Genomic DNA, 21719 nt, shown 5'->3' on the forward strand with positions numbered 1-21719 from the left:
CTCACACCGCGCCGGTTTGGCGCAACGTCTCGATGCGATCTTCGCGGTAGCCCAGTTCCCGCAAGATCGCGTCGGTGTGTTCGCCGAGCGCGGGGACCGGGTCCATGCGCGGCGCGTCGTCCTGCCCCACGCCCGGCGGATAAAGCGCGTCGACGGCGCCTGCTGGCGTCGCGATGCGGGTCCAGCGCTGTCTCGCCGCGAGTTGCTCGTGCGTCCACACGGCGTGCATGTCGTTCATCTGGGCGCTGGCGATTTTCGCTTCCTCCAGGCGCTCGATGACCTGGCGCGCCGTGAGTGCTCCGAATGCGGTTTCAATGACCCGCCCGAGTTCCGCACGGTTCTCCACACGCCGGCTGTTCGCAGAGAAGCGTCCATCCTCCGCGAGGTCGGGCTGCTGGATAACGGTCTCGCAGAAGCGCTTCCACTCGCGTTCGTTTTGAAGGCCGAGCATCACGGTCTTGCCGTCACCCGCCTTGAACGGCCCATACGGGTAAATGGTCGCGTGCGAGGCGCCCGTGCGCTGCGGCGGCGTTTGCCCGTCGATTGCGTAGTACAACGGATAACCCATCCATTCCACCATGCTTTCGAGCATCGAAATGTCGATGTGCCGCCCGCGCCCGGTTTTGCCGCGCTCGATGAGCGCCGCGAGAATGTTCGTATAGGCGTACATGCCCGCGGCGATGTCGGCGATGGAGCAACCGGCCTTGGCGGGCTCGTCCTGCGATCCCGTGATGCTGAGGAAGCCCGACTCGCTCTGGATCAGCAGGTCGTAGGCCTTCTTGTCGCGATACGGGCCGTCGAGCCCGTAGCCCGAGATATCGCAGACGATGAGCTTCGGGTAGCGCGCGTGCAGGCTCGCATGGTCCAGCCCCAGGCGCTGGGTCGCGCCCGGTGCGAGGTTCTGCACGAACACATCGGCGTCGGCGAGCAGGCCGTGCACGATCTCCAGGGCGTCCTGTTGCTTGACATCCAGGGTGATGCTTTCTTTCGAGCGGTTGGTCCAGACGAAATGCGAGGCGAGTCCGTGCACGCGTTCGTCATAATTGCGTGCGAAGTCGCCGCTGCCCGGCCGTTCGATCTTGATGACGCGCGCGCCGAGGTCCGCGAGTTGCCGCGTGCAGAAGGGCGCCGCGATCGCGTGTTCGAACGTGATGACCTTGATGCCTTCGAGTGAGCGCATGGTTGCCATGACCTCTTTAGAACGAACGGGGCAAGCCGAGAATATGCTCGGCGACGTACGAGAGAATCAGGTTCGTCGAGATCGGCGCAACCTGGTAAAGGCGCGTCTCGCGGAATTTGCGCTCCACGTCGTATTCGCAGGCGAAGCCGAAGCCGCCGTGGAATTGCAGGCAGGCATTGGCGGCTTCCCACGAGGCGTCGGCGGCGAGCAGCTTCGCCATGTTGGCCTGGGCGCCGCACGGCTCATGGGCGTCGAAGCGGCGCGCGGCTTCGAAGCGCATCAGGCTGGCCGCTTCGACGTTGACGTACGAGCGCGCGATCGGGAACTGGACGCCCTGGTTTTGTCCGATCGGGCGTCCGAACACCACGCGGTCCTTCACATACTGCGAGACCTTGTCGACGAACCAGTAACCGTCGCCGATACATTCCGCGGCGATCAGCGTGCGCTCGGCATTGAGGCCGTCGAGGATATACTTGAAGCCCTTGCCTTCCTCGCCGATCAGGTTTTCGGCGGGAATCTCCAGATTGTCGAAGAACAGCTCATTGGTCTCGTGATTGACCATGTTCGGAATCGGGCGCACCGTCATGCCCTTGCCGATCGCTTCGTGCAGGTCGACGATGAAGATGGACATGCCCTCGCTCTTCTTCGTGACGTCGGAGAGCGGGGTCGTGCGCGCAAGGAGGATCATCAGATCGGAGTGCTGAATGCGCGAGATCCACACTTTCTGGCCGTTCACGACATAGCGGTCGCCCTTGCGTACAGCCGTCGTCTTGATCTTCGTGGTGTCGGTGCCGGTGGTGGGTTCGGTCACGCCCATCGACTGAAGGCGCAACTCGCCGGAGGCGATTTTCGGCAGATAGCGCGCCTTTTGCTCGGCCGAGCCATGACGCAGCAGCGTGCCCATGTTGTACATCTGGCCGTGGCAGGCGCCCGAGTTGCCGCCGTTGCGGTTGATTTCCTCCATGATCACCGAGGCTTCGGTGAGGCCGAGTCCAGATCCTCCGTACTCCTGCGGAATCAGCGCGGCAAGCCAGCCTGCCTTGGTGAGCGCTTCGACGAAGGCTTCCGGATAGCCGCGCTCTTCATCGATCTTGCGAAAGTATTCGGCGGGAAACTGGTTGCACAGGTCGCGAACGGCTTCGCGAATGTCCTGAAACGGGTCGGTTGCAGTGTTCATGATGTGGCTTCAGTGGAATGAATGGCGGGTCAGGCGAGCTGTGCACGGGCCGACATGGTCAGGTAGCCTTCGTGGTCTCTGGCCCAAAGATCGATGGACTTGCCGTCCTCGGCGCGGCGGCCGCATACGGCGAACGCGTGGCCGAGGAAAGTCGGCCGCACGGCCTTGAACGCGTACTCGCGTACCACGGCATCGGGCGCGAAGCGGGCCACGCTGTCGAGCAGCAGCGTGGCGATCAGCGGGCCGTGAACGACGAGGTCCGGATAGCCTTCGACTTCGCGCGCGTATTCGCGGTCGTAGTGGATGCGGTGGCCGTTGAACGTGAGCGCGGAGTAACGGAACAGCAGCGCTTCGGTCGGCTCGATCACGCGCTCCCAGTCGGCGCCCGCCGGCGCGGGCGTGGGTGCGGGCAGCGGCTGTCCCGGCCGCGCGGGCTCGCGATAGACGATGTCCTGCTCCTCGCGGATCGCGATGCCGCCATCGATATGAATGGCGTGCTCGACCGTGACGAATGCGAGGCGGCCGCTGCGGCCTTCCTTGCTTTCAACGGAGATCGCGCGCGAAACGCGCTCCGCGCTGTTGCCTATCGTGAGCGGCGCGTCGAAGCGGATTCGTCCGCCGGCAGCCATGCGTCGCGGCAGGCCGAGGTCGGGCAGGAAGCCGCCCGTGCGCGGATGCCCGTCGGCCCCCAGATCGGCCTGCGGCGCGGGCGTCCAGAAGTAGAGCCAGTGCCAGATCGGCGGCAACGTGTCACCGCTGCGTGGCGTGTGGCGCAAGTCGAGCGTCGAGGCCAGCGCGGCGGCAGGGGCGGGGGAAATGATGTCGATGGCGCGCTGAACTTGCTGTGAAAGCGCGGGCAGGGGGGCGGTCATGGCGGCAAGTCGTCTCCAGCGCCGGTCGGCCCGGCGCTTGCGGATTGGAATGGGACGACTCTATGTGAATGCCCGGCGCGCCGGAAATATCGATTGAATGTGCCGGACATAGGCGTATCCTATGGCTCTCCGGTCATTGCGGGTCGCCATCGTGGACATACGCCAGCTTCGCTACTTCGTGAACATCGTCGATTACGGCAGCCTCGGCAAGGCGGCGGAGAAGCTGTACGTCGCGCAGCCCTCGCTGAGCCAGCAGATCGCGAAGCTCGAAGACGACGTGGGCGTGCCGCTGCTCGTTCGCAGTTCGCAAGGCGTGAAGCCGACCGCCGCGGGGCAGGCCATGTACCGGCATGCGCGTCTCGTCCTGCATCAGATGGAGCAGTTGCGGCAGGAGGTGCGCGAGGGTGTGGGGGCGGAGTCGGGAACGGTGGCCGTGGGGTTTCCCACCACGATGGCCTCGATTCTCGCCATGCCGGTTTTCGAGCGCGTGCGGCAGCGTTACCCTGGCATCCGCCTGCAATTCTTCGAGAGCATGAGCGGCTATCTGAACGAGTTGCTCGCCAACGGGCGGCTCGATCTGGCCATCCTGTTTCGCGACACGAATACGGCGGGCATCAGCGCGCTGCCGGTGCTCGACGAAGAATTGCACGTGATGGGGGAGCCCGGCGGCGCGGTGACGGGGCGCGCCCGCACGTGCACGCTGCGCGCGCTGGCCGACGTTCCGCTGGTGGCGCCGGGTGCGTCCAACGGGCTGCGGCTGCTGCTCGAACGCACCTTCGCGCGCGAACAGGTGCCGCTGAGCATCATCGCGGACGTGGATTCGCTACCCATGCTGCTTTCTATCGCGCAGTCCGGCGCGGCGAGCACGATATTGCCCGCTTCGGCGCTGGCGTTGCGCGCCCCGGCCGACCGGCCCAGGACGCGCCGACTCGTCGATCCGCTCATCCGCCGGCCGGCAAGTCTTTGCTGGCCCAACGCGTTGCCCGTCAGTTCGGCCTCGCTCGCGGTGCGCCAGACGATCTGCGAACTCATCGCGGAGTTGCGCGCGAGCGGCGTGTGGACCGGGATCGAATTGCGCGAGGGCGTGGCGTCCTGACGTCGCGCACGAGCAGCGCGAACCCACTGGCAAGCGCTTATTCCCCGGCGCCTTCGGGGCCGATCGTCGAACCGGAGGCCAACAGCTGCAACGCCTCCGGCTTCCTGACGAAAATTCTCTGACGCTCCTTCACGATGATCTCGCGGCGGGACAGCAGGCCAAGCACACGCGTAACGGTTTCACGGCTTACCTGCGCCACCGAAGCGAGGGACGAATGCGTTGGCAACTCGACCGGCGAATCCTGCTTCGATCCCGCTTCGCGGAACATGGCGTAAAGGATCGCGCAAACGCGGGCCGTCGATTTCGCGCTACCCGTGGTGTTCTGTTCGGTAATCACGCCTTGAATGAGGCTCGCGAACATCGCGTTGAGCTCGCGGGTGACGGTGGGCGCCGAGAACAGCCGGCGCGCGTCGGCGCGATTGATGAGCGCGACGACACTGGGTTTGACCGCGACGACGTTTTTCGTGCTCGGTATGCCTTGGATAATGGACACCGCACCGGTCGCGTCGCCCGCGTGGAGCATATGCAGTGGAAGCTCGCGGCCGTCCTCGGTCAGCACGCAGGTGCGAAGCTGGCCCGTGAGCAAGAGCACCAGGGGCGAAGTCTTGTCGCCTTGAATGACAAGATAATCTTCCGCCTTCACTTTCTCGACACGAGCCATTGTGCGGGCAAGCTCGATGGTGTCGTTATCACTGGATTTAAGAAGGAATTGCGCTCTCAGGTATTCCTTCAGATTGAAATCTTCCCTCATTTTTTATCTGATGTACGACGCTTGAGGCGCGGTCCAACGCCCGGGTTACTCTGGAGTCCCCAAAATTACCTACCTCTTGATATATCCCGCTTTCACGTCCTTTACCCCGCGCAATCCATACATATGATTAATCATGTATCGATTCGCAGTGAGTATAAGTGGGAAGGCGCATTTAGAATGCCTGAAAACGCGCGCAGGCGTGCGAGGCCGAACGAAGTGCGGCCGAAGCCAGGCGAAGCAAACGATTGCGCCTCAGAACAGGTACCTGGCCCCGCCGTTCACGAGCCATCCCCGGAATCCCGCATTGCCGATTTGCTGCTGATACGAGACGCGTCCGTAAAGTGAAAGCTTCGGCGTATAGGAGCCGCTGATCCCCAGCGAGTATTGCAGCGCGTCGCCCATCTTGCCGCTCACGAACTGCACGTCGCTGACCTGAACGTTCGTGCCATTCGTGAAGGAATGCAGCACGTCGATGGCGGCGTAAGGCGTGAGCCGTCCGGTGCTCACGTCGATCGGGCGCGTCACGCGCACACCCAGACGACCCGTGAGCTGGTTCTGCGAGCCGATGTTCACATCGAGGTCGTCCACGTCGGTCGAATTATGGAAGCCCAGATGCTGGCCGATGAGCTGGATTTGCGGCTCCACGTTGATGCGATACGGCAGCGCGAACGGATAGCCGGCTTCCACGGAGGCGGCGTACGAACTGCCTTGAAGCTTCATGGCCTGGCCGCGCGCGCCCGTCGTGACATCGCCGTTGAACCAGCCGAGGGAAAGAATGCCGTCGAAGTACCAGCCCTGGCGGCTCTGGTAGGTGCCGTACCCCGAGAGTCGATAGATGTTCGAGCGGCTGCTGCTCGGGCCGTCGACGGCATCGGGCTCGAAATGCAGCCATCCCACGCTGCCCGCGAGACCGAAGCGCCAGATGCCGTTGTCGTTGCGCAGCTTGAGCGCGTTCGCGCCGAACTGGATCGCGCTGTAATCACCGGACATGTCGTAGCCGAACTGCTGAAAGCCGATGTTCGACGAGTAGTTGAAGTCGCCGCCATAGGCGCGGAAGAACATTTCGGCCGGGCCGCCGTCGCGGCCCAGATCGCCGTCGTCGCGTATCTCGCCCAGGCGCCGGTGCAGCGTGTCCATGTCGAGCATGCCCGCGTAGAGGAACGCGGCCGGTGCGCTCAGATAGGCGGCCACCTGGGGCGCGACGGCGGGTCGTGCGTCGGGCGGAATCGGATAGTCGAGTTCGCCGCCCGGCCCCGGAATGGGTTCGGGATTCGGTTCCGGATTCGGTTCGGGCTGCGGCTCGGGGCCGGGCTGCACGCCGGGCTCATCGGGATCGACCGGGCCTTCCGGCGTGACGTACGCGCTTTGCAGCCGGTAGTCCCAGAAGCCGTTGCCGCTGCCGGACACCACGCGCTGTGCCGCATCGGCGGTGCCGTGCACGGAGCCGGGTCCGTATGCGTACAGGCGGTATTCATACGGCGAGTCGGGGGCGACGGCGTAGCCGCCGGGCAGCGCGAACGCGCCCGCGCTCGATGCGCCCGCAACCTGCACGATCGAGATGCCGTCGGAGTGCGTGATCTGTCCCGTGAGCGAGGTGACGCCGCCGGGACTGCCGGCCACGGGCTTGACGTCGACGAGCGTGGTGCCCGACGCATTGCCCGCCACGAGCAGGCGGTCGGTGAATTGCGCGCCGAGCGCGCCGCCTTTATCGAGCCAGGTGTTCACGCCGAGCGTGCCCTGCGCGCCGGTATAGTCGCCCGTCACGTTCACGGCGCGATACGACGATGCCGTGGTCGGCGTCTGCACCTGGTCCGGCGCGGCCAGGATGTCGATCACGCTGTTCGCGTTGACCAGCGTGGTCAGGGTGGAGTCGCCGCCCACGTTCCAGCGGCTTGCGTTGGTGAGGCTCAGTGCAGTCGTGCTGTCCGCGTCGGTCAGCACCGCGCCGTTGAGCGTCGAGCCGGCAGCATTGACCGTGAGCGTGGAGGGTGTCGAGCCCGTCGTCGTGGCCTGCAAGGCCGCAGTGGCGCCCGTTATCGTGGAGCCTGTGAGCGCGACGTTGGCGATGCCGCCCGCGACAGCAATGCCCGCGGCGTTGTCGGACTGCACCGTCGTGTCGTTCAGCGTGACGGTTTCCACCGGCCCGGCAGCGTGCACGACAGCCGCGGCGACGCGGGCGGCCGCCGCCTCCACGGGCGCTGCGACGGCGGTGGGCACCGGCGTCGTGTCGGCCCCCGGCGTGTCGCCGACCGCCGGGTCGGCGGGGCTCGCGGCCGCGGCCGTCGTTGCCGTGCCGATGAGAGAGAGGCCGTTGCCGTTCGCGCCTCGCGCGTGCAGCGACGCGCCCGTGGCCGTGAAGGTGCCGCCATTGGAGACGCGCACCGCGTTGCCGTTCGCACCGCCCGCCGTCACGCTCATGCCCGCGCCGTTGGCGTCGCGATCGAGTGTGGCGCTCGACAACCCGTCGACGACGATGCCCGCCGCGTTCGCGCCGCTCGTGCTCACGCTGCCGCCATAGGCATGCAGGAGGCCGGTGGTCCAGACGTAGTAGCCCGCCGCGCCGCCGCCCGTGGTGTTCACCGTGACATCCGTGGCCGTTGCGCTTGCAGCGGAGCCACCGACGAGCAGGCCATAGGCGTTGCCGCCCGCCGTGGAGATCGTCGTGCCCGCCAGCGTGCCGTTGGCCGCGCCCGAGAACCAGACGGCGTAGGCGTTCGCGCCGTTCGTCGCGACGCTGCCGCCTTGCATGGCGAGGGCCGCGCTCGACGTGCCGTACACGCCATAGGCGGTGTCGCCCGATGTCGAAACGCGGTCGTCGGTCAGCGTCGCGTTCGTGCCGTCGCCGTTGACGTAGACGCCGCGAGCCGCTGCGCCGCTCGTGGAAATGGTTGCGTCCGCAATTGTGCCGCTGCTTGCGCTCGCGAGCCACACGGCATGCGCGGTGTTGCCCGCTGTCGAAACGCCGCCGCCGCTCATGTCGAGGGTCGAGGCCGTGCCGGCATAGATGCCATAGGCGGTCGCACCCAGTGTAGAGACGCTGGTGTCCTGCAACTTCACGGCGACGTTGGTGACCGCGTACACGCCGTAGCCGTTGTCGGCGAGGGTCGAGATCCGGTCGCCGGCCAGCGACGCTGTCGTGCCCGCGCCGTTCACGTAGACGCCGCGCGCCGAAGCGCCGCGCGTTTCGATGTTCATGTCGCTTATGCTGGCGCTCGAGCCGCCTGTGAGCCACACGCCGTGTGCGCCCGAGCCGGTCGTCGTAATGGCGCCGCCATCGGCCGAAAGCGTGGCGCCCGTGCTGTAAATGCCGTGCGCGTTGGCGCCGGTCGTGGCGAACTGCGCGTTCGTGAGCGTGGCGCTGGAGCCGCCCGATTCATACAGCCCGATGCCCGAGGTGCCGCTCGTGTTGATGGCGGTGCCGTTCACCGTGAGCTTCGAGCCGCTGTAGACATACATCGCGTAGGCGCTCGGCGCGACGGTGGTGACCGAACCGTTGGTGAGGTTGATCGTCGACGCCGACGACACGATGCCGTACGTCGACGTGCCCAGCGCGCTCACGGCCGTGTCGATCAGGTTGATGGTGGGCCCCGCCCAGGCATAGACGCCGTACGCCGAGGTAAAGCCGCTCGCGGTCGTGATGGAAGAGTCGCGTAGCGTGATGACGGGCGCGCCCATCGACGTGCCATAGGCGCGAATGCCGATCGCGCCATTGCCCGCCGTGGTGACGTAAAGGTTGGTGGCGTCCAGCGTGGTCGCCACGGCTTGCGAGGACGAGAATGGCGCGTAGATGCCATAGACATCCAGACCGTCGGTGCTCACGTAGGTACCGTAGCCGTGAGCGCTGCCGCTTATTGTCAGTGAACCGCTCGACACATAAAGCCCGTCGTTGGGCGCGCCGCTTCGATAGTGCGAGTAAATGTTGATGTTGCCCGGCGTGCTTCCCGCATCGGGCTGAATGATTGCCGATCCGCCGATTTCCACCGAGACCCCCGGGCCACCCAGGTTGGCGGGATAGGGCGGCGTGGGATCGATCGTCGTCGAGCCGACGATCTGACCGCTTTTCTGGTTGAACTTCTGCGAATAATTGTAGAACCCCGGGCCAATCACAATATCGTATTGCGCCTGGGCCGGGACGGCGCACAGCGCGAGCCACGCGCTAATTGACGCGGGTATGACGCGCAAGCGCGAACGGCGATGCGGCCGGGAAGCGTGATGGAGCGCGCAACCATTTCGCATGGCGCGGCTAAGCGGATTGAACGAGACAGCAAACTGCATGGGCGGATTGCGTCTATTCGTCAATTCGTCCTCCATTTGCACCGTTTCGAGTTCGAACGGATTTGGCGTGGTCGTTGCTGTTTTTTGATGCTCGTGAATAGCCGGATTGAAATGGCACACTCACTGCGCATAATCAAGTACGGAAACGACGCTCAAAAAGACGTTAGCAAATCTGCACTGCGAATTAATGAGGTAATAATAAGTAAGTTTTTTTGAAGTTACCACGCAAATGCGTATTGTGATTTTTGGGTGTCGAAATCGATGATGACAGCCGCGAGAGGGCGGTGCAGGCGCGCGCCGGCCAATGGTTGCGCGCGCCCCGGTTTTCCGGCGCCTACCCTCCATTACCCTCGTATTTCATGCTGGTCATAGGCCAGTTGCGCCTGCTCGATATCGCGCAAGTGTTCGATCGACCATGCATAGACCGCGCCGAACGGAATTTGCAGGGTGCGCCCGAGTTCCGTGATCGAGTATTCCACGGCCACCGGCGAGGTATTGAGCACCCGCCGCGCGATCAGGCCATTGCGTTCGAGACGCCTCAGGGCCTGCGTAAGCGCCTTGTGCGTGATGCCTTCCAGCCGGCGCTTGATTTCATTGAAGCGCGTTGGTTTCGCCGTGAGCAGCGTGAGTATCATCACCGACCATTTGTTCGCCACCTGGTCGAAAAACGAACGTGCGGCGCAGTCCGCAAAGAAGACTTCGTCAACCTCGCAAGCCATCCCGGTATCCTCCTGTATATCTGCGCACCTTAAGGTGCGTAATTGACCTTAGATATCCAACGTATAACATAACCCCAGGTCATCTGCTTCGCGCGCCGCGCGACGTGATCAAACCCGGTGGCCAAACCCAATGTGCAGTGGATTCAAGTTAGATTAATAAGGATATCGAATGGAAATCATGGAAAGCGAACTTTCCCGCCGAGGCGTGCTGAAGGTCGCCGGCGCGGCGGTCGTGGCCGGCGTGCTGGGCGAGCGCCCGGCACTGGCGGCGTCCGGGTCGCCCGCAATGCTGTTCGCGACGCAGCGCGGCAAAGGCCGCAACGTGATGTTTCTCCACGGCTGGACTTGCGATTCCCATGACTGGAGCTGGCAACTGCCGTACTTCGAAACGCGTTACCGGGTCGTTGCCGTCGATCTGCGGGGGCATGGCCGGTCGGAGGTCGAGCCGCAAGGCGGCTACACGCCCGCCGACTATGTTTCGGATGTCGAGGCGCTGATCGAGAGCCGGTATCCCGGCGAGCCGTTCGTGATCGTGGGGCATTCGATGGGCGGGCAGATCGCCGCCCGGCTCGCCGCGAAGCGGCCGGACCTGGTGAGCGCCGTGGTGTCCGTGGACGGCGCCCTGGGCTTTTCGGAAGCCGTTGGCGAGGGCTTTGCAAAAACCAGCCACGATCTGGACGCAGGCGACCCCGGCGTAGTGGTTCCCGCGCTGTTCGAGCTTGTCTATGACCGCAGCACCGACCCGGCCTACAAGCGCTGGCACACAAGGCGCGTCCAGGGCATGCCCGCGCATGTCGTGCGCGAGTCCTTCGCGCCCCTGTTCTTCGGCGCGGATCAGGTCGGCATTGGCGAGGCCAGCGCCACGTTTTGCAAGCGCCTCACGGTTCCCGTCAGGCATTTGTGCCGCGACCCCGAGCAGGCCGCGCGCATGCGGACCTGGTTTGCGCATCCGAAATCGAAAGTCGACGTGTGGGACAACACGGGCCACTGGATCATGCAGGACCGCAGCGACGACGTGAACGTCGCGGTGAGCGCCTGGATCGACGCGCTCTAACCGGCCCGGCGCGATGGATAAGCAGGGAGTCAGCGGCAAGCCATTGCTCCAGACTGGCGCAGGTGCTGTTCGCGTGAGTTGCGACAATATGCGACACCTGCGCCGATCCGCGTATTCGTCAGCGCATTCGCCACCCGGGGCGGCGAGGCTTTCGTCTGATCGATGCCCGGCCGCCCTCATGCCGATTTTCCGTCGCCCGCCGATGCGCTCGGGCCCGTCGCTTCATCGTTTGATCAAGTCCGGGCGGCCCATTGCGGGCCGTATTCGCTCATTTCATCGATTCCTTCGCCTGGCTAACAGGGGCTTGCACTGGCTGTGCATGCCGTCTCGCCAAGGCCGCCGGTCCGTCTGCGCGTGGGCGGGCCTGCATGGCATGTCCATTGCATGACATGGTGTGGAGCCGGCGGTTCGATCAAAACGCCAGATGGCCAGGCGGTTCACTGGCCGGCAAGCGGATCGACGCCCTGTGCGCCGCGAAGTGGTGATGCCAATCAGAGACGCTGGATGCGGGAGACATGATGAACAGTACGCCGGGACCCGAAGAACTCAACGCGCTGTGCACGCAGCTGTTCGACTCGTTTTGCGAGCACCGGAGCGTGCTGCCGCTTGCGTACCTCATGCATGCGTGGCCGCTCGTCGAGGGCAGCGAGCACGGGCTGCGCACGTTGCGGCAAAGCCTGCTCGACCTGGATCGATGGCACGCGGCCGAGATCGACGCCACCGAATGCCTCCTGATCTCGCAGATCCTCTCCAGGCTGGCGATCGCGGGCCAAGTGACGGCCGACGAACCGGAACGCGGCGTCGCGTGGGCGCTGGAGACGTATCTGCCGGGCACGCGGCACTGAAGCATTGAGGCACTAAAGCGCCGAGGCGAGGCGCGGTGACAGTCAGCGAGGCAATCGTGGGAACAGTGGGATTGGCGGGAAGGGAGACGATGATGTACGGGAAACCAGGGTCATTGCGAGCCATGGCCGAGAAATGGCTCGCCTTGCATCCCGATATGCAGGTGAGCATCACGCGGCATGCTCAGGGTCCGAAGCGCAGACGGTCTTGTGTCTATGTCAGTACGGTCTGTGCCATGGGTGAAGTCGGTATGTTCTTTTTCCGTCACGACGACGGCGGCTGGTACATCTTCCCGCCGGGAGAAACGCGGCTCTCCATGGGGCGCTTGTCCATCGCAGGTTGAGCGTGGCCTGAGCGTGGCTTGAGCGCGGCGCTCGCGTGACACAGGCAGGCGAAGGCCCGCATGTTCACACGCGCAAGCCGCGACTCTTCAGACGATAGACAAGCTGCGCCCGCGTAATGCCCAGCGCGCGGGCCGCCGCGGAGAGGTTGCCGCCGGCCTGGCGCACCGCGCTCTTGAGCAGCGCCGTTTCGATATCGTCCAGCGACGTGGGTTCGGCATCGCCCGCGAGCCCCATGAGCAGACTGTTCACCTTGCGGCTGATGCGGTCGGTTTCCGTTCCCGCGCGGTTCTCCATCTGCGCGAGCAGCGAGCCGGTTGGAGAGAGCGCGCCGCTCGCGTCCAGTCCGAACAGGGTCGTTTCGATCGTCTCGCCGCTGATGAAGAGATGGCCGATGTCGATCGACCCGCCTTCGGGCGCGAGGATCACGCCGCGCTCGACGATATTTTCCATTTCGCGGATGTTGCCCGGCCAGCCATAGCTGAGCAGGGCGTCGAGGGCGCGGCTCGTAAAGCCCGTGACCTCGCGCGCGTGGCGTTCGCGGTATTTGTGGAGCACGTGGTTGAGCAGGACCGGAAGATCCTCGCGCCGCTCGCGCAACGAAGGCACGCGAATCGGAAAGACGTTGAGCCGGAAATAGAGGTCCTCGCGAAAGCGGCCTGCGCGGATCTCGTCCTTGAGGTCGAGATTCGTCGCGGCGACCACCCGCACGTCCACGCGGCGGGTCTGGGTATCGCCCACCCGCTCGATCTCGCCCTCCTGGAGGGCACGCAGCAGCTTGCCCTGCGCGGTGGGGCTCAGAATGCCGATTTCGTCGAGAAAGAGCGTGCCGCCGCTCGCGCGTTCGAAGCGGCCTGGACGGCTTTGGGTGGCGTCGGTGAAGCCGCCTTTTTCCACGCCGAACAGCTCGGACTCCACCAGCGCCTCGGGAATGGCGGCGCAGTTGACGGCGACGAACGGCCCGTCCTTGCGCCGGCTGATGCGATGCAGGGTCCGGGCGCACACTTCCTTGCCCACGCCGCTTTCGCCGAGAAAGAGCACCGTGGCGTCGGTGCCGGCCACGCGGCGGATCATGTGGCAGACCGCATTGAAGCCGGGCGACGCCCCCGCCATGTTGCTGTCGCCGAAAGCCGTGGGCGTGGGGCGCTGACCCAGGCCCGGGACTGCGCCGCGCTGCGCGCTGGCCGCCGAAAGGCCCTGGGTGAACGATTGCGCTTGCAGGAAGCGGATATCGTTGGCGGCTTCCTCGCCCCATTCCTCGATCGGTTTGCCGATGATCCGGCAATGCGGCTGCCCGAGCCCCCGGCATTCCACTTCGCGATAGAGGATGGGGCGGCCCATGAATACGCTCGTGTAGCCGCAGGCATAGCCGATCTGCGTCCAGCAGACAGGCTCGACGCCAATGCCGTAAATGCGCACGTGCTCTTCGTCTTCGGAGCAGTTCTTCCAGATGAATTCGCCGTGGTACACGCCCTTTTCGACGTCGATTTCCACGTGAACGGGCTCGACGGCGGTCACGCCTTCGAGCATATGCAACTGCGGGCCGACCGCGAACATGTCCATGATGCTGTTGTCGGGCCGCACGCGCCGCGCCAGTTCGGCGTCGCGCGCGCCCGAGTTGTAGCCCATTCTCGTGAGCAGTCCGCGCGCGGTGTCGATGCCGAGGCTGTCGATCAGTTCGCGCCTCAAGGAGCCCATCGACTCGGCATGAAGCAGCAGCATGCGCTGTTCGTCGAGCCAGATGCGGCCGTCTTCGGGCGCGAAGCGCAAGCGCGACATCAGGTCGGCGATGTCGGGATAGCGCACGCTGTCCACGCGCGCGCCCTTTGGGGCGACCAGCGTCATCTGTGCGCCGGCAGAATGGGTCCCGTTGTCCGTGCTCACGATGGCGCCTCCGGCATGCAGTCGTTGTCACTCAAGGCAGGGCCTGGAAACCGCGCGTGGCGGCGCCTGCGATACAAGCCATAGTGCACAGCGCCGGCGCGGCGTTGTCTTTTCGGGTATTCCCCCAAAGACCGCGATTGCCTGCTGTCAGGCTTGCCGGATTCAGCGTCCGTTCCCGCCTTTCCTGCTGCTCAGGAGTTCGACGAGCACGACATCGGTGTCGGCATGCGCGTTCAGCACGACGGTTCGCTCGTCGCGGATCGCGGCGCCGTCGCGCGGCGCGAGCCGCGCACCGCCTAGCTCGAGCCCGCCATGATCGGCGACGAGGTACGCCGTGCCGGGCGCGGGCAACGCCCAGCACAGCGTGTCGCCTTCGCGCAGCGTGGCCACGCGCACGCGCGCATCGGCGTGTATGGGCAGCGCGCCCGCGTCGATCTCGCACGGGTCGCCGCTCGCGATCGTCACGAAGCGGCCTTCGCGGCTTTCGGGCGAGCACGCGAGCATCGCCCAGCGCGGCTTGCCGCCCGGCGTGCGAGGATGCAGCCAGATCTGAAAGAGGCGCGTGGGTAGCGCCTCCTCGTTGCGCTCGGCGTGATGCATGCCCGCGCCCGCGCTCATCACCTGCGCCGAACCCGCCACGACGCGCGCACGATTGCCCGAGTCGTCTTCGTGCGTGATGGCGCCCGAGCGCACCCACGTGACGATCTCCACGTCGCGATGCGCATGCATGCCGAAGCCCGAACGCGGCGCGAACTCGTCGTCGTTCCAGACGTGCAGCGCGCCGAGCGGCGCATGCTGCGCGCGCCCGGCGTCGCCGAAGCGAACGTGCAGCCGCGACTTTAGCCAGTCGCGCGAGATGCAGCCAAGAGAAAGATAAGGACGATGTTCGATCACGATGCCGATGCCCCGCGCGCATGAAATGGCGAATACCGGGCGCGATCCGTCCGCGCCCAGCATGCACCGTGGAGTGTCGTGAAGCTCAGATCTGCTGCTGGCCGCCGTCGACGAACAGCTCGGCGCCGTTCACGAAGCTCGCGTCGTCCGAGGCGAGGAACAGCGCGGCGCTCGCGATTTCATCGGGTTCGCCCAGTCGTGCGAGCGGAATCTGCGCGGCGAGGTAGTCGGCGAGACCTTGTTGCTGGGCGGCGTCCGGGCCGGCGAGATCGAGCAGGCCGGGCGTGCGCGTCGCGCCGGGGCTCACCGTGTTGACGCGGATGCCGCGGTCCTTCAGGTCGAGAATCCAGCTGCGGGCGAAGGCGCGCACGGCGGCCTTCGAAGCCGAATACACGCTGAACGCCGCCGTGCCCGCGCTGCCCGCGGTCGACCCCGCGAGGATCACCGACGCGCCCTTCGAAAGCAGCGGCAGCGCCTTTTGCACCGTGAAGAGGACACCCTTGACGTTGCGGTTGAAGGTGTCGTCGAAGTGCTCCTCGGTGATGCTGCCGAGCGGCAGCATCGAGCCGCCGCCGGCGTTGGCGAACAGCACGTCGAGGCGGCCCTTTTCCTCGCCGATCTGCGCATAGAGCGCGTCGAGTTCGGTGGGCTTCGACGAGTCGACGCGCACGCCGGTCGCGTTGTCGCCGATCGACTTCACCGCCGCTTCGAGCTCCGCCTGGCGGCGGCCGGTGATGTAGACGTGCGCGCCTTCGGCGGCGAAACGGCGGGCGGTGGCGAGGCCGATGCCGCTGGTTGCGCCGGTGACGAGTGCGATCTTGCCTTCGAGCTTGCGTGCCATGGTGTTTCTCCTTCTTCGCTTGATGAGTGGGTGGGGTGTTGCGTGCTGCGATGTGAGGAGAATATCGACGCGCCGATCTTTCCGAAATAGAATTGATCGCAAACAAACGTTGCAAAAATGAAATGATGAAGATGCCCGATTTCGAAGGACTGGCGATGTTTGCCAAGGTCGCGGAAGAAGGCTCGTTTGCGGCGGCGGCCCGCGCTCACGGAGTTCGGCCGCACGACCTGCGAGAAGGCGGGGGAGATTTACCGGTAAGCCGAAGAAGCCGAGAGCGCCGCGCGCGAGATGTCGGTCCAGCCGCGCGGGCGCGGTTTGCCCGGCACAGGCGCTTTGGCTCGTGCCGGACCGGGCCTGTGTGTTACTGCGCCGGGGTATCCGGCACCGTGCGTACGCTGCCGGAGTAGTCCGGCGAATTCGCGTTCTGTGGCGCGCTCGGCGGCGTGTGTGGCTTCGCGCCCGCAGGCGTGAGGATTGGCGGGCCATAGCCGCCCGTATCGACCCCGGTGCCCGTGTAGGCGTCCGCGCTTGTGCCCATGTCGGTGGCCGTGCCCGTATCGGCTACGCCGGGCGGGCTGGCGTTGTGCGTAACCGGGGCCGGGTGCGGGACAGTGTTGGTTTGCGTGACGCCTGGCGGGCTGTAGCTGCTCGTGACCGGCGCTGGCGCTGGTGGCGCGGCGACGTTCGTGGCGGGTATGCTCGGCGGGCTATAGGCGTTCACAACCGGCGCAGCCGGATGGGGGACTGTCACGGTGTTTGCCGGCACTGTGCCGGGAGGCCCGTAGTTCGCCGGAGGATGGGGCGGAGGGGGCCGGGGAGGCGGCACGGCGCTCATGACGCGTTCCGCGGCCGGCGCGCTTTGGGGGCCGTAGTCGCTCATATCGGCCGGGGTGGCGGGTCTTACCGCGATTGCGCTCATGCCGATCGCTTCGCCCGCTGGGGCGTGGCCCATCGGCCCTCCAGGGCCGCCGGCGCCCGCGTTGCCTGCGCTGCCTGCTGCACCGGAGCTGCCTGCGCTGCCCGAGCTGCCCGAGCTGCCTGAGCTGCCTGAGCTTCCCGAGCTACCTGAGCTGCCCGAGCTGCCCGAGCTGCCCGAGCTGCCCGAGCTGCCCGAGCTGCCCGAGCTGCCCGAGCTGCCTGAGCTGCCTGAGCTGCCTGAGCTGCCTGAGCTGCCTGAGCTGCCTGAGCTGCCTGAGCTGCCTGAGCTGCCTGAGCTTCCCGAGCTGCCTGAGCTGCCTGAGCTTCCCGAGCTGCCTGAGCTTCCCGAGCTTCCCGAGCTGCCCGAGCTGCCCGAGCTGCCCGAGCTTCCCGAGCTTCCCGAGCTTCCCGAGCTGCCTGAGCTGCCTGAGCTGCCTGAGCTGCCTGAGCTACCCGAGCTACCTGAGCTACCTGAGCTACCTGAGCTTCCCGAACTGCCCGCGCCAGAACTACCCGCACCGGAACTACCTGCGCCAGAATTTCCACCCTTTCCGCCGCCATTCCCGCCACCGTTTCCGCCGCCATTACCACCACCATTGCCGCCGCCGTTCCCGCCGCCGTTCCCGCCGCCGTTCCCGCCGCCATTCCCACCGCCATTCCCACCACCATTACCACCGCCGTTTCCGCCACCAGCACCATAAGCCGCACCCGAAAGCGCCAGAGCCAGCACCCATACCACTGTCTGTTTCATCGATCGGTTCATCGTCTCCCCCTTTTTGCACAAACCGCTTCAAAAGCGGGCCCGACCCGCGTAAAGGCGCATTGCCCGATCGCCAACAACGTCGACGCGCAAGCGATGTGCCGCAACGCGAACCAGGGAATGACACGGCTATTCTTGGGCAGAACCGAAATAAATGCGATACCGGATGTATTCGCCGGAACGCAACGCCTGGTCGCTTCAGGATGCAGTGGTCAGGGAGGAACGTCGATTGTGGTTTATTTCGTCATGCAAATTAATGAGTTTGCATTCAACGCGTAGTTTTCCGAATGCGCTGGTTCTCATACTTGCTTGCGCGTTCTGGCCGGACATCTGGCGGTCGTCCGCCCGATCCTTGGGACGCGCTTCGGCACACGAACCGAATGACGATCCGTGACTTGCGATTCGATGCGTCGACGAATTCATCCAGGAGATGGATCACCTGCGCGTGTTCGGCCAGGCGCAAGAGGCAACAAGTTCGTTGCAATGACAACCGGTCGAGAAAAGGCTGCCGGAGCCGGGCGCGAGAAAATCTCGACAGCTTGCCCGCACCGGCGGCCATCAACCGTCCGTCGACACCGTGAGAGCCTCCCACGCACCGATTTCGTCCGCCAGCGCGGCCAGTTTTTCCCGCACGAGTCCGAGTGCGTCGCTGCCAAGCAGGAGATGCGCTGGCGGGTGCTCCGCCGCCATGGCGGCGAGCATGGCGCGCGCCGCTTTCCTCGGGTCTCCCAATTGCTTGCCGCTCTTTTCCTCTCGCGCTTTGCGAATGGGGTCGAAGACAGCGTCGTAATCCGCAATCGAGCGCGGCGTGCGCGTCATCGAGCGGCCCGCCCAGTCCGTGCGAAACGAACCCGGCGCCACGGCAGTCACTGCAATGCCGAACGATTTGACCTCTTTGCCAAGCGCTTCGGAAATGCCTTCCAGCGCGAATTTGCTCCCGCAGTAGTAGGCAATGCCAGGCATCGTGATATGGCCGCCCATCGACGTGATATTCAGGATGTGGCCGCGGCGGCGCTTACGCATGAAAGGCAGGACGGCTTTCATCATCGCCACCGCACCGAATACATTCACATCGAACTGTTGGCGCATTTCCGCCAAAGGCGATTCTTCCATGATGCCCTCGTGACCATAGCCCGCATTGTTCACGAGGACGTCGATGGGCCCCACGCTCGTTTCGATTTCCGACACGACGCCGTCGATGGCGTCGAAGTCGGTCACGTCGAGTATGCGTCCCAGCGCGGCGTGCGCGGACAACGATTCGAAATCGCGCTTGGCCTGCGCACTGCGCACGGTGCCGACCACGGTGTGGCCCTCAGCCAACGCTTCTTGTGCCAGCGCGCGGCCAAAGCCGCTGCTGACTCCCGTGATGAGCAAGATTTTGCCGGATGCCATCGATGCTTCTCCTGAATGTCGATTGGGTAGTGCATACTAGTCTGATGCCGGCGGCCGAATAAGCCACATTTCGCTATTTATATTGCACAAAACTATGAGCATGAAGCGCGCTGCGTTGCCGCCAGCGGACCTTTCCACGCGAAGCCAGAAGCGCATGGTCACGTTGTTGCGCGCGTTGGCGCCCGAGGAAGGCTACAACCTCACGCCGCTGCCGAGCGTGCGCATCCTGCGCTCGAACCGCCCGCTGTCGCGCACGCCGGTTCTGTACGATCCCGGCATCGTGATCGTTTGCCAGGGCCGCAAGCGAGGCTACTTCGGCGATCAGCTGTATCTCTACGACGAGCGACATTACCTGGCCGTGTCCGTGCCCGTGCCGTTCAGCATGGAGACCGACGCCACGCGCGAGCGCCCGCTGCTCGCCCTGTATCTTCACCTCGATTTCGTGATGGCCGCCGAACTCGCGGCGCAGATCGACCGCGCAGGCGTGATGGAGTCTGTGCAAGCGCCGCAGAGCATGATGTCGACGCCCATGGACGACGCGATGCAAGCGTCGGTGCTGCACTTGCTCGAGGCAATGCAGCGTCCGCTCGAAGCCGCCGTGTTGGGCCACGGCCTGCTGCGCGAGTTGTATTTCCGCGTGCTCACGGGCGCCCAGGGAAGCTCGATGCGCGAGGCGCTGGCCATGCGAGGACAGTTCGGCCGGGTGGGCCGGTCATTGCGCCTCATCCATGCGCGCTACGCGCAGCCGCTCGACGTCACGCAACTGGCCGAGGAAGCGGGCATGAGCGTGCCGAGTTTCCATAGCCACTTCAAGGCGGTCACGCAGGTGTCGCCGATGCAGTATGTGAAATCCACGCGTCTGCATGAGGCCAGGCTACTGATGGTGCGCGAGGCGTTGACCGCGGAGGTGGCGGCACACGCCGTGGGCTACACGAGCCCGTCGCAGTTCAGCAGGGAATTCAAGCGCTTGTTCGGCTTGACGCCGGCGGCGGAGGCGAGGCGCATGCGCGAGAGTTTCGCGATTCCCGCAGCGTTTGCCGACGCGATCTATGTGTCGTCGCACTGAGACGGGCTCGCTGCCACTCGCCTCATGTGATCCGCGCGACCCATTGGCTTCGCCATGCCGGAGCGTCGAACGGATCGCAGAAGTACTGGGTCTCGTGAACGACCTGGGTGCCCCTGAACTCCATGATGCTGACCGTGCAGGTGGCGCGCCCCTTGTATGAAATGATGTATTCGGTCACCCAAAGCGGGCCTTCGCCCTGAATTCTTCTTACGTTGAAGCCCGATGGTTTGTCCGGGTGATGGCTGCGCAGCGCCTGCAAATTGGCTCTCCCGACAATCCGCTCGGCCGATTGGGGATAATCACAGATCGCATCGTCGGCATAGATGGCGTGCTCGGCGTCGAGATCGCCCGCTGCCGACGCGCGCCAATGCGCATCCAGTGCGTCACGTATGCTTGCTTCTGTCATGGGGTGCCTCCGGACGGCGAGTTCTTCGCCAACGGTTCCATAGCGGCGTCCGGTACTGCGCCGCGTTACTTTCCGCAAAGCAGCAGCAGGCGCTCCTGGTCCGTACAAGGCCTTCCGTTGATCTTTTGCGAAGCGGTGGCCCCTTGCGGCGCGGCCGCGCCGTTGGCCGGGCTGTTGGCCGCCTGCATCGCGGCGCGATGCGCGAAACACGCCTTCAGCCGCCGCTCGACAGGCTGATAGTATTGCCACCCCTTGCCAAGACCGGGTAATTCGAGCTTCACCTGCTTCCACTTCGGGTGGCCGTGTTCCTGGAGATTGTCGAAGTTCTCGCAGAGCGAATCGGCAAAGCGCTTCAGGTTGCCGACCGTGTCGCGCAGATTGTAGTCATAGGTGACGAGAAAGGCCTTGACCGTCCATGTCGGCACGTCCTCTTTCAGCCAGTTCGGGTAGCTCGATACGTGGATCGTCGCGGGAAAGTAGGTTTGCCTGGCGCGCGCCGTTTCGGGCGCGTTCGGGTCGACGCGCAGGAAGCGGATCTGCTGTAGCAACTCGGGGTTCATGTCGGTGAAGAGTTTCGCGGGTTGCCCGGCGACGATGATCGCAACGTCGATCTTCTTCACGATCAGCGCGGCAAGCGCGTCTTCATTGCTCAGGTGCTGCGCGTTCTGCTCGGGAATCGGCTGGCCGAACATCAGGCGGTACAGCGTGCTTGCCGATTGCGCAGTGCCGCTGCCAATCAGCCCCACGCTCATCACCTTGTCCTTGATCTCGTTGATCGTCTTCATCGGCGAGTCGTTGCGCACGACGAAGTAAATTTCCTCGTCATAGAGCGGCATGATGAGGCGCAGTGGGCGAATCATCGTGCCCGCCTCTTCGTTGCCGGAATTGGCCATGTCAACATAAGCCTGATAGACGTCCGATTGCACGAGCGCGAGCTTCACGCCCGGCTCGAAACGCATGCGCTGCACGTTTTCCGCCGAACCTTTCGAGGGCAGCACTTCGAGGTCGATGCCGGCCGGTTGGGCAACCCATTTCGACAGGTCCTGACCGATCTGAATGTAGGTGCCGCGCTCGGGGCCGGTCACGATGCGGTAGTGCGCGTCTGGCGCGGCGGCCATGGAAAGTGTCGTGAAAAACAGGGCGATCAGTGCCAGCAGGGCCACCGGGGCCGCCAGAATCGTTTTCAGCATGGTCTCTCTCCCGCGTTGGAGGTGAGGTGCGGCAGACTTCGAAGTGTTATGGAGTCCTGC

19 protein-coding genes and 1 pseudogene are annotated in these 21719 nt (G+C 64.9%); 7 read left to right on the forward strand and 13 right to left on the reverse strand.

What is annotated here, in order from left to right; all coding sequences use genetic code 11:
• Position 1 precedes the first annotated feature (1 nt).
• Genes C7402_RS42825 through C7402_RS42835 form a run of 3 tightly spaced genes read right to left on the reverse strand, consistent with a single transcriptional unit; the run spans position 2 to position 3229 of the window.
• Positions 2–1180: a CaiB/BaiF CoA transferase family protein gene (locus C7402_RS42825; protein WP_116614856.1), complete on the reverse strand. Its 1179-nt coding sequence runs from the start codon at positions 1178–1180 to the stop codon at positions 2–4.
• Between the two features lie 16 nt (positions 1181–1196).
• Positions 1197–2357, reverse strand: a complete 1161-nt coding sequence (locus C7402_RS42830) for an acyl-CoA dehydrogenase family protein (protein WP_112177884.1) — start codon at positions 2355–2357, stop codon at positions 1197–1199.
• A gap of 29 nt (positions 2358–2386) precedes the next feature.
• Entirely contained in the window at positions 2387–3229 is an 843-nt protein-coding gene (locus C7402_RS42835; RefSeq protein ID WP_112177883.1) for an HTD2 family dehydratase, read from the reverse strand.
• 151 nt (positions 3230–3380) lie between these two features.
• Between C7402_RS42835 and C7402_RS42840 the strand changes: the two genes are divergently transcribed.
• Positions 3381–4325: a LysR substrate-binding domain-containing protein gene (locus C7402_RS42840; protein WP_116614883.1), complete on the forward strand. Its 945-nt coding sequence runs from the start codon at positions 3381–3383 to the stop codon at positions 4323–4325.
• A 37-nt stretch (positions 4326–4362) separates the two neighbouring features.
• On the opposite strand, the gene C7402_RS42845 is transcribed toward C7402_RS42840, so the two are convergent.
• From C7402_RS42845 to C7402_RS42855, 3 genes are all read right to left on the reverse strand, one after another.
• Positions 4363–5076 carry a Crp/Fnr family transcriptional regulator gene (locus tag C7402_RS42845; RefSeq protein ID WP_112177882.1) on the reverse strand — a complete coding sequence of 238 codons (714 nt, stop codon included), beginning with the start codon at positions 5074–5076 and terminating at the stop codon, positions 4363–4365.
• A gap of 252 nt (positions 5077–5328) precedes the next feature.
• Entirely contained in the window at positions 5329–9375 is a 4047-nt protein-coding gene (locus C7402_RS42850; protein ID WP_133254646.1) for an autotransporter outer membrane beta-barrel domain-containing protein, read from the reverse strand.
• 320 nt (positions 9376–9695) lie between these two features.
• The gene (locus tag C7402_RS42855) at positions 9696–10070 is read right to left on the reverse strand and encodes a winged helix-turn-helix transcriptional regulator (protein WP_116614858.1); all 375 of its coding nucleotides are present in this window, start codon (positions 10068–10070) and stop codon (positions 9696–9698) included.
• Positions 10071–10239: 169 nt separating this feature from the next.
• Between C7402_RS42855 and C7402_RS42860 the strand changes: the two genes are divergently transcribed.
• The 3 genes from C7402_RS42860 (at position 10240) to C7402_RS42870 (ending at position 12310) form a co-directional block, all read left to right on the forward strand.
• Positions 10240–11124: an alpha/beta fold hydrolase gene (locus C7402_RS42860; RefSeq protein ID WP_116614859.1), complete on the forward strand. Its 885-nt coding sequence runs from the start codon at positions 10240–10242 to the stop codon at positions 11122–11124.
• Between the two features lie 518 nt (positions 11125–11642).
• Positions 11643–11969, forward strand: coding sequence for a hypothetical protein (locus C7402_RS42865; RefSeq protein ID WP_208949089.1), 327 nt, complete (start codon positions 11643–11645; stop codon positions 11967–11969).
• Between the two features lie 35 nt (positions 11970–12004).
• Positions 12005–12310, forward strand: coding sequence for a hypothetical protein (locus C7402_RS42870; RefSeq protein ID WP_112177877.1), 306 nt, complete (start codon positions 12005–12007; stop codon positions 12308–12310).
• Positions 12311–12374: 64 nt separating this feature from the next.
• Here the strand turns inward: C7402_RS42870 and C7402_RS42875 are convergent, their stop codons facing one another.
• From C7402_RS42875 to C7402_RS42885, 3 genes are all read right to left on the reverse strand, one after another.
• Positions 12375–14153 carry a sigma 54-interacting transcriptional regulator gene (locus C7402_RS42875; RefSeq protein WP_116614860.1) on the reverse strand — a complete coding sequence of 593 codons (1779 nt, stop codon included), beginning with the start codon at positions 14151–14153 and terminating at the stop codon, positions 12375–12377.
• Between the two features lie 201 nt (positions 14154–14354).
• Complete coding sequence (locus C7402_RS42880; protein WP_116614884.1) at positions 14355–15086, reverse strand: pirin family protein; 732 nt, start codon at positions 15084–15086, stop codon at positions 14355–14357.
• Between the two features lie 85 nt (positions 15087–15171).
• Positions 15172–15927 carry an SDR family NAD(P)-dependent oxidoreductase gene (locus C7402_RS42885; RefSeq protein WP_116614861.1) on the reverse strand — a complete coding sequence of 252 codons (756 nt, stop codon included), beginning with the start codon at positions 15925–15927 and terminating at the stop codon, positions 15172–15174.
• A gap of 122 nt (positions 15928–16049) precedes the next feature.
• Here C7402_RS42885 and C7402_RS42890 point away from each other — a divergent pair.
• Positions 16050–16182 (forward strand): annotated as a pseudogene (locus tag C7402_RS42890) (LysR family transcriptional regulator); the annotation flags it as partial.
• Positions 16183–16288: 106 nt separating this feature from the next.
• On the opposite strand, the gene C7402_RS46620 reads toward C7402_RS42890, so the two are convergent.
• The gene (locus tag C7402_RS46620; protein ID WP_133254647.1) at positions 16289–16678 is read right to left on the reverse strand and encodes a hypothetical protein; all 390 of its coding nucleotides are present in this window, start codon (positions 16676–16678) and stop codon (positions 16289–16291) included.
• 229 nt (positions 16679–16907) lie between these two features.
• Between C7402_RS46620 and C7402_RS46625 the strand changes: the two genes are divergently transcribed.
• On the forward strand, positions 16908–17546 hold the full coding sequence (locus C7402_RS46625; protein WP_133254648.1) for a hypothetical protein: 639 nt from the start codon (positions 16908–16910) through the stop codon (positions 17544–17546).
• A 617-nt stretch (positions 17547–18163) separates the two neighbouring features.
• On the opposite strand, the gene C7402_RS42895 is transcribed toward C7402_RS46625, so the two are convergent.
• Positions 18164–18997, reverse strand: coding sequence for an oxidoreductase (locus C7402_RS42895; protein WP_116614862.1), 834 nt, complete (start codon positions 18995–18997; stop codon positions 18164–18166).
• Positions 18998–19091: 94 nt separating this feature from the next.
• Here C7402_RS42895 and C7402_RS42900 point away from each other — a divergent pair, with 94 nt between their 5' ends.
• A complete protein-coding gene (locus C7402_RS42900; protein ID WP_116614863.1) occupies positions 19092–20063 on the forward strand; it encodes an AraC family transcriptional regulator in 972 nt (323 codons plus the stop codon).
• Between the two features lie 22 nt (positions 20064–20085).
• Here the strand turns inward: C7402_RS42900 and C7402_RS42905 are convergent, their stop codons facing one another.
• Positions 20086–20469: a nuclear transport factor 2 family protein gene (locus tag C7402_RS42905; RefSeq protein WP_116614864.1), complete on the reverse strand. Its 384-nt coding sequence runs from the start codon at positions 20467–20469 to the stop codon at positions 20086–20088.
• 65 nt (positions 20470–20534) lie between these two features.
• Complete coding sequence (locus C7402_RS42910) at positions 20535–21659, reverse strand: TAXI family TRAP transporter solute-binding subunit (protein WP_112177872.1); 1125 nt, start codon at positions 21657–21659, stop codon at positions 20535–20537.
• Positions 21660–21719 lie beyond the last annotated feature (60 nt).

The sequence above is a fragment of the Paraburkholderia unamae genome, from assembly GCF_003096875.1.
GTDB classification, from domain to species: Bacteria; Pseudomonadota; Gammaproteobacteria; order Burkholderiales; family Burkholderiaceae; genus Paraburkholderia; species Paraburkholderia unamae.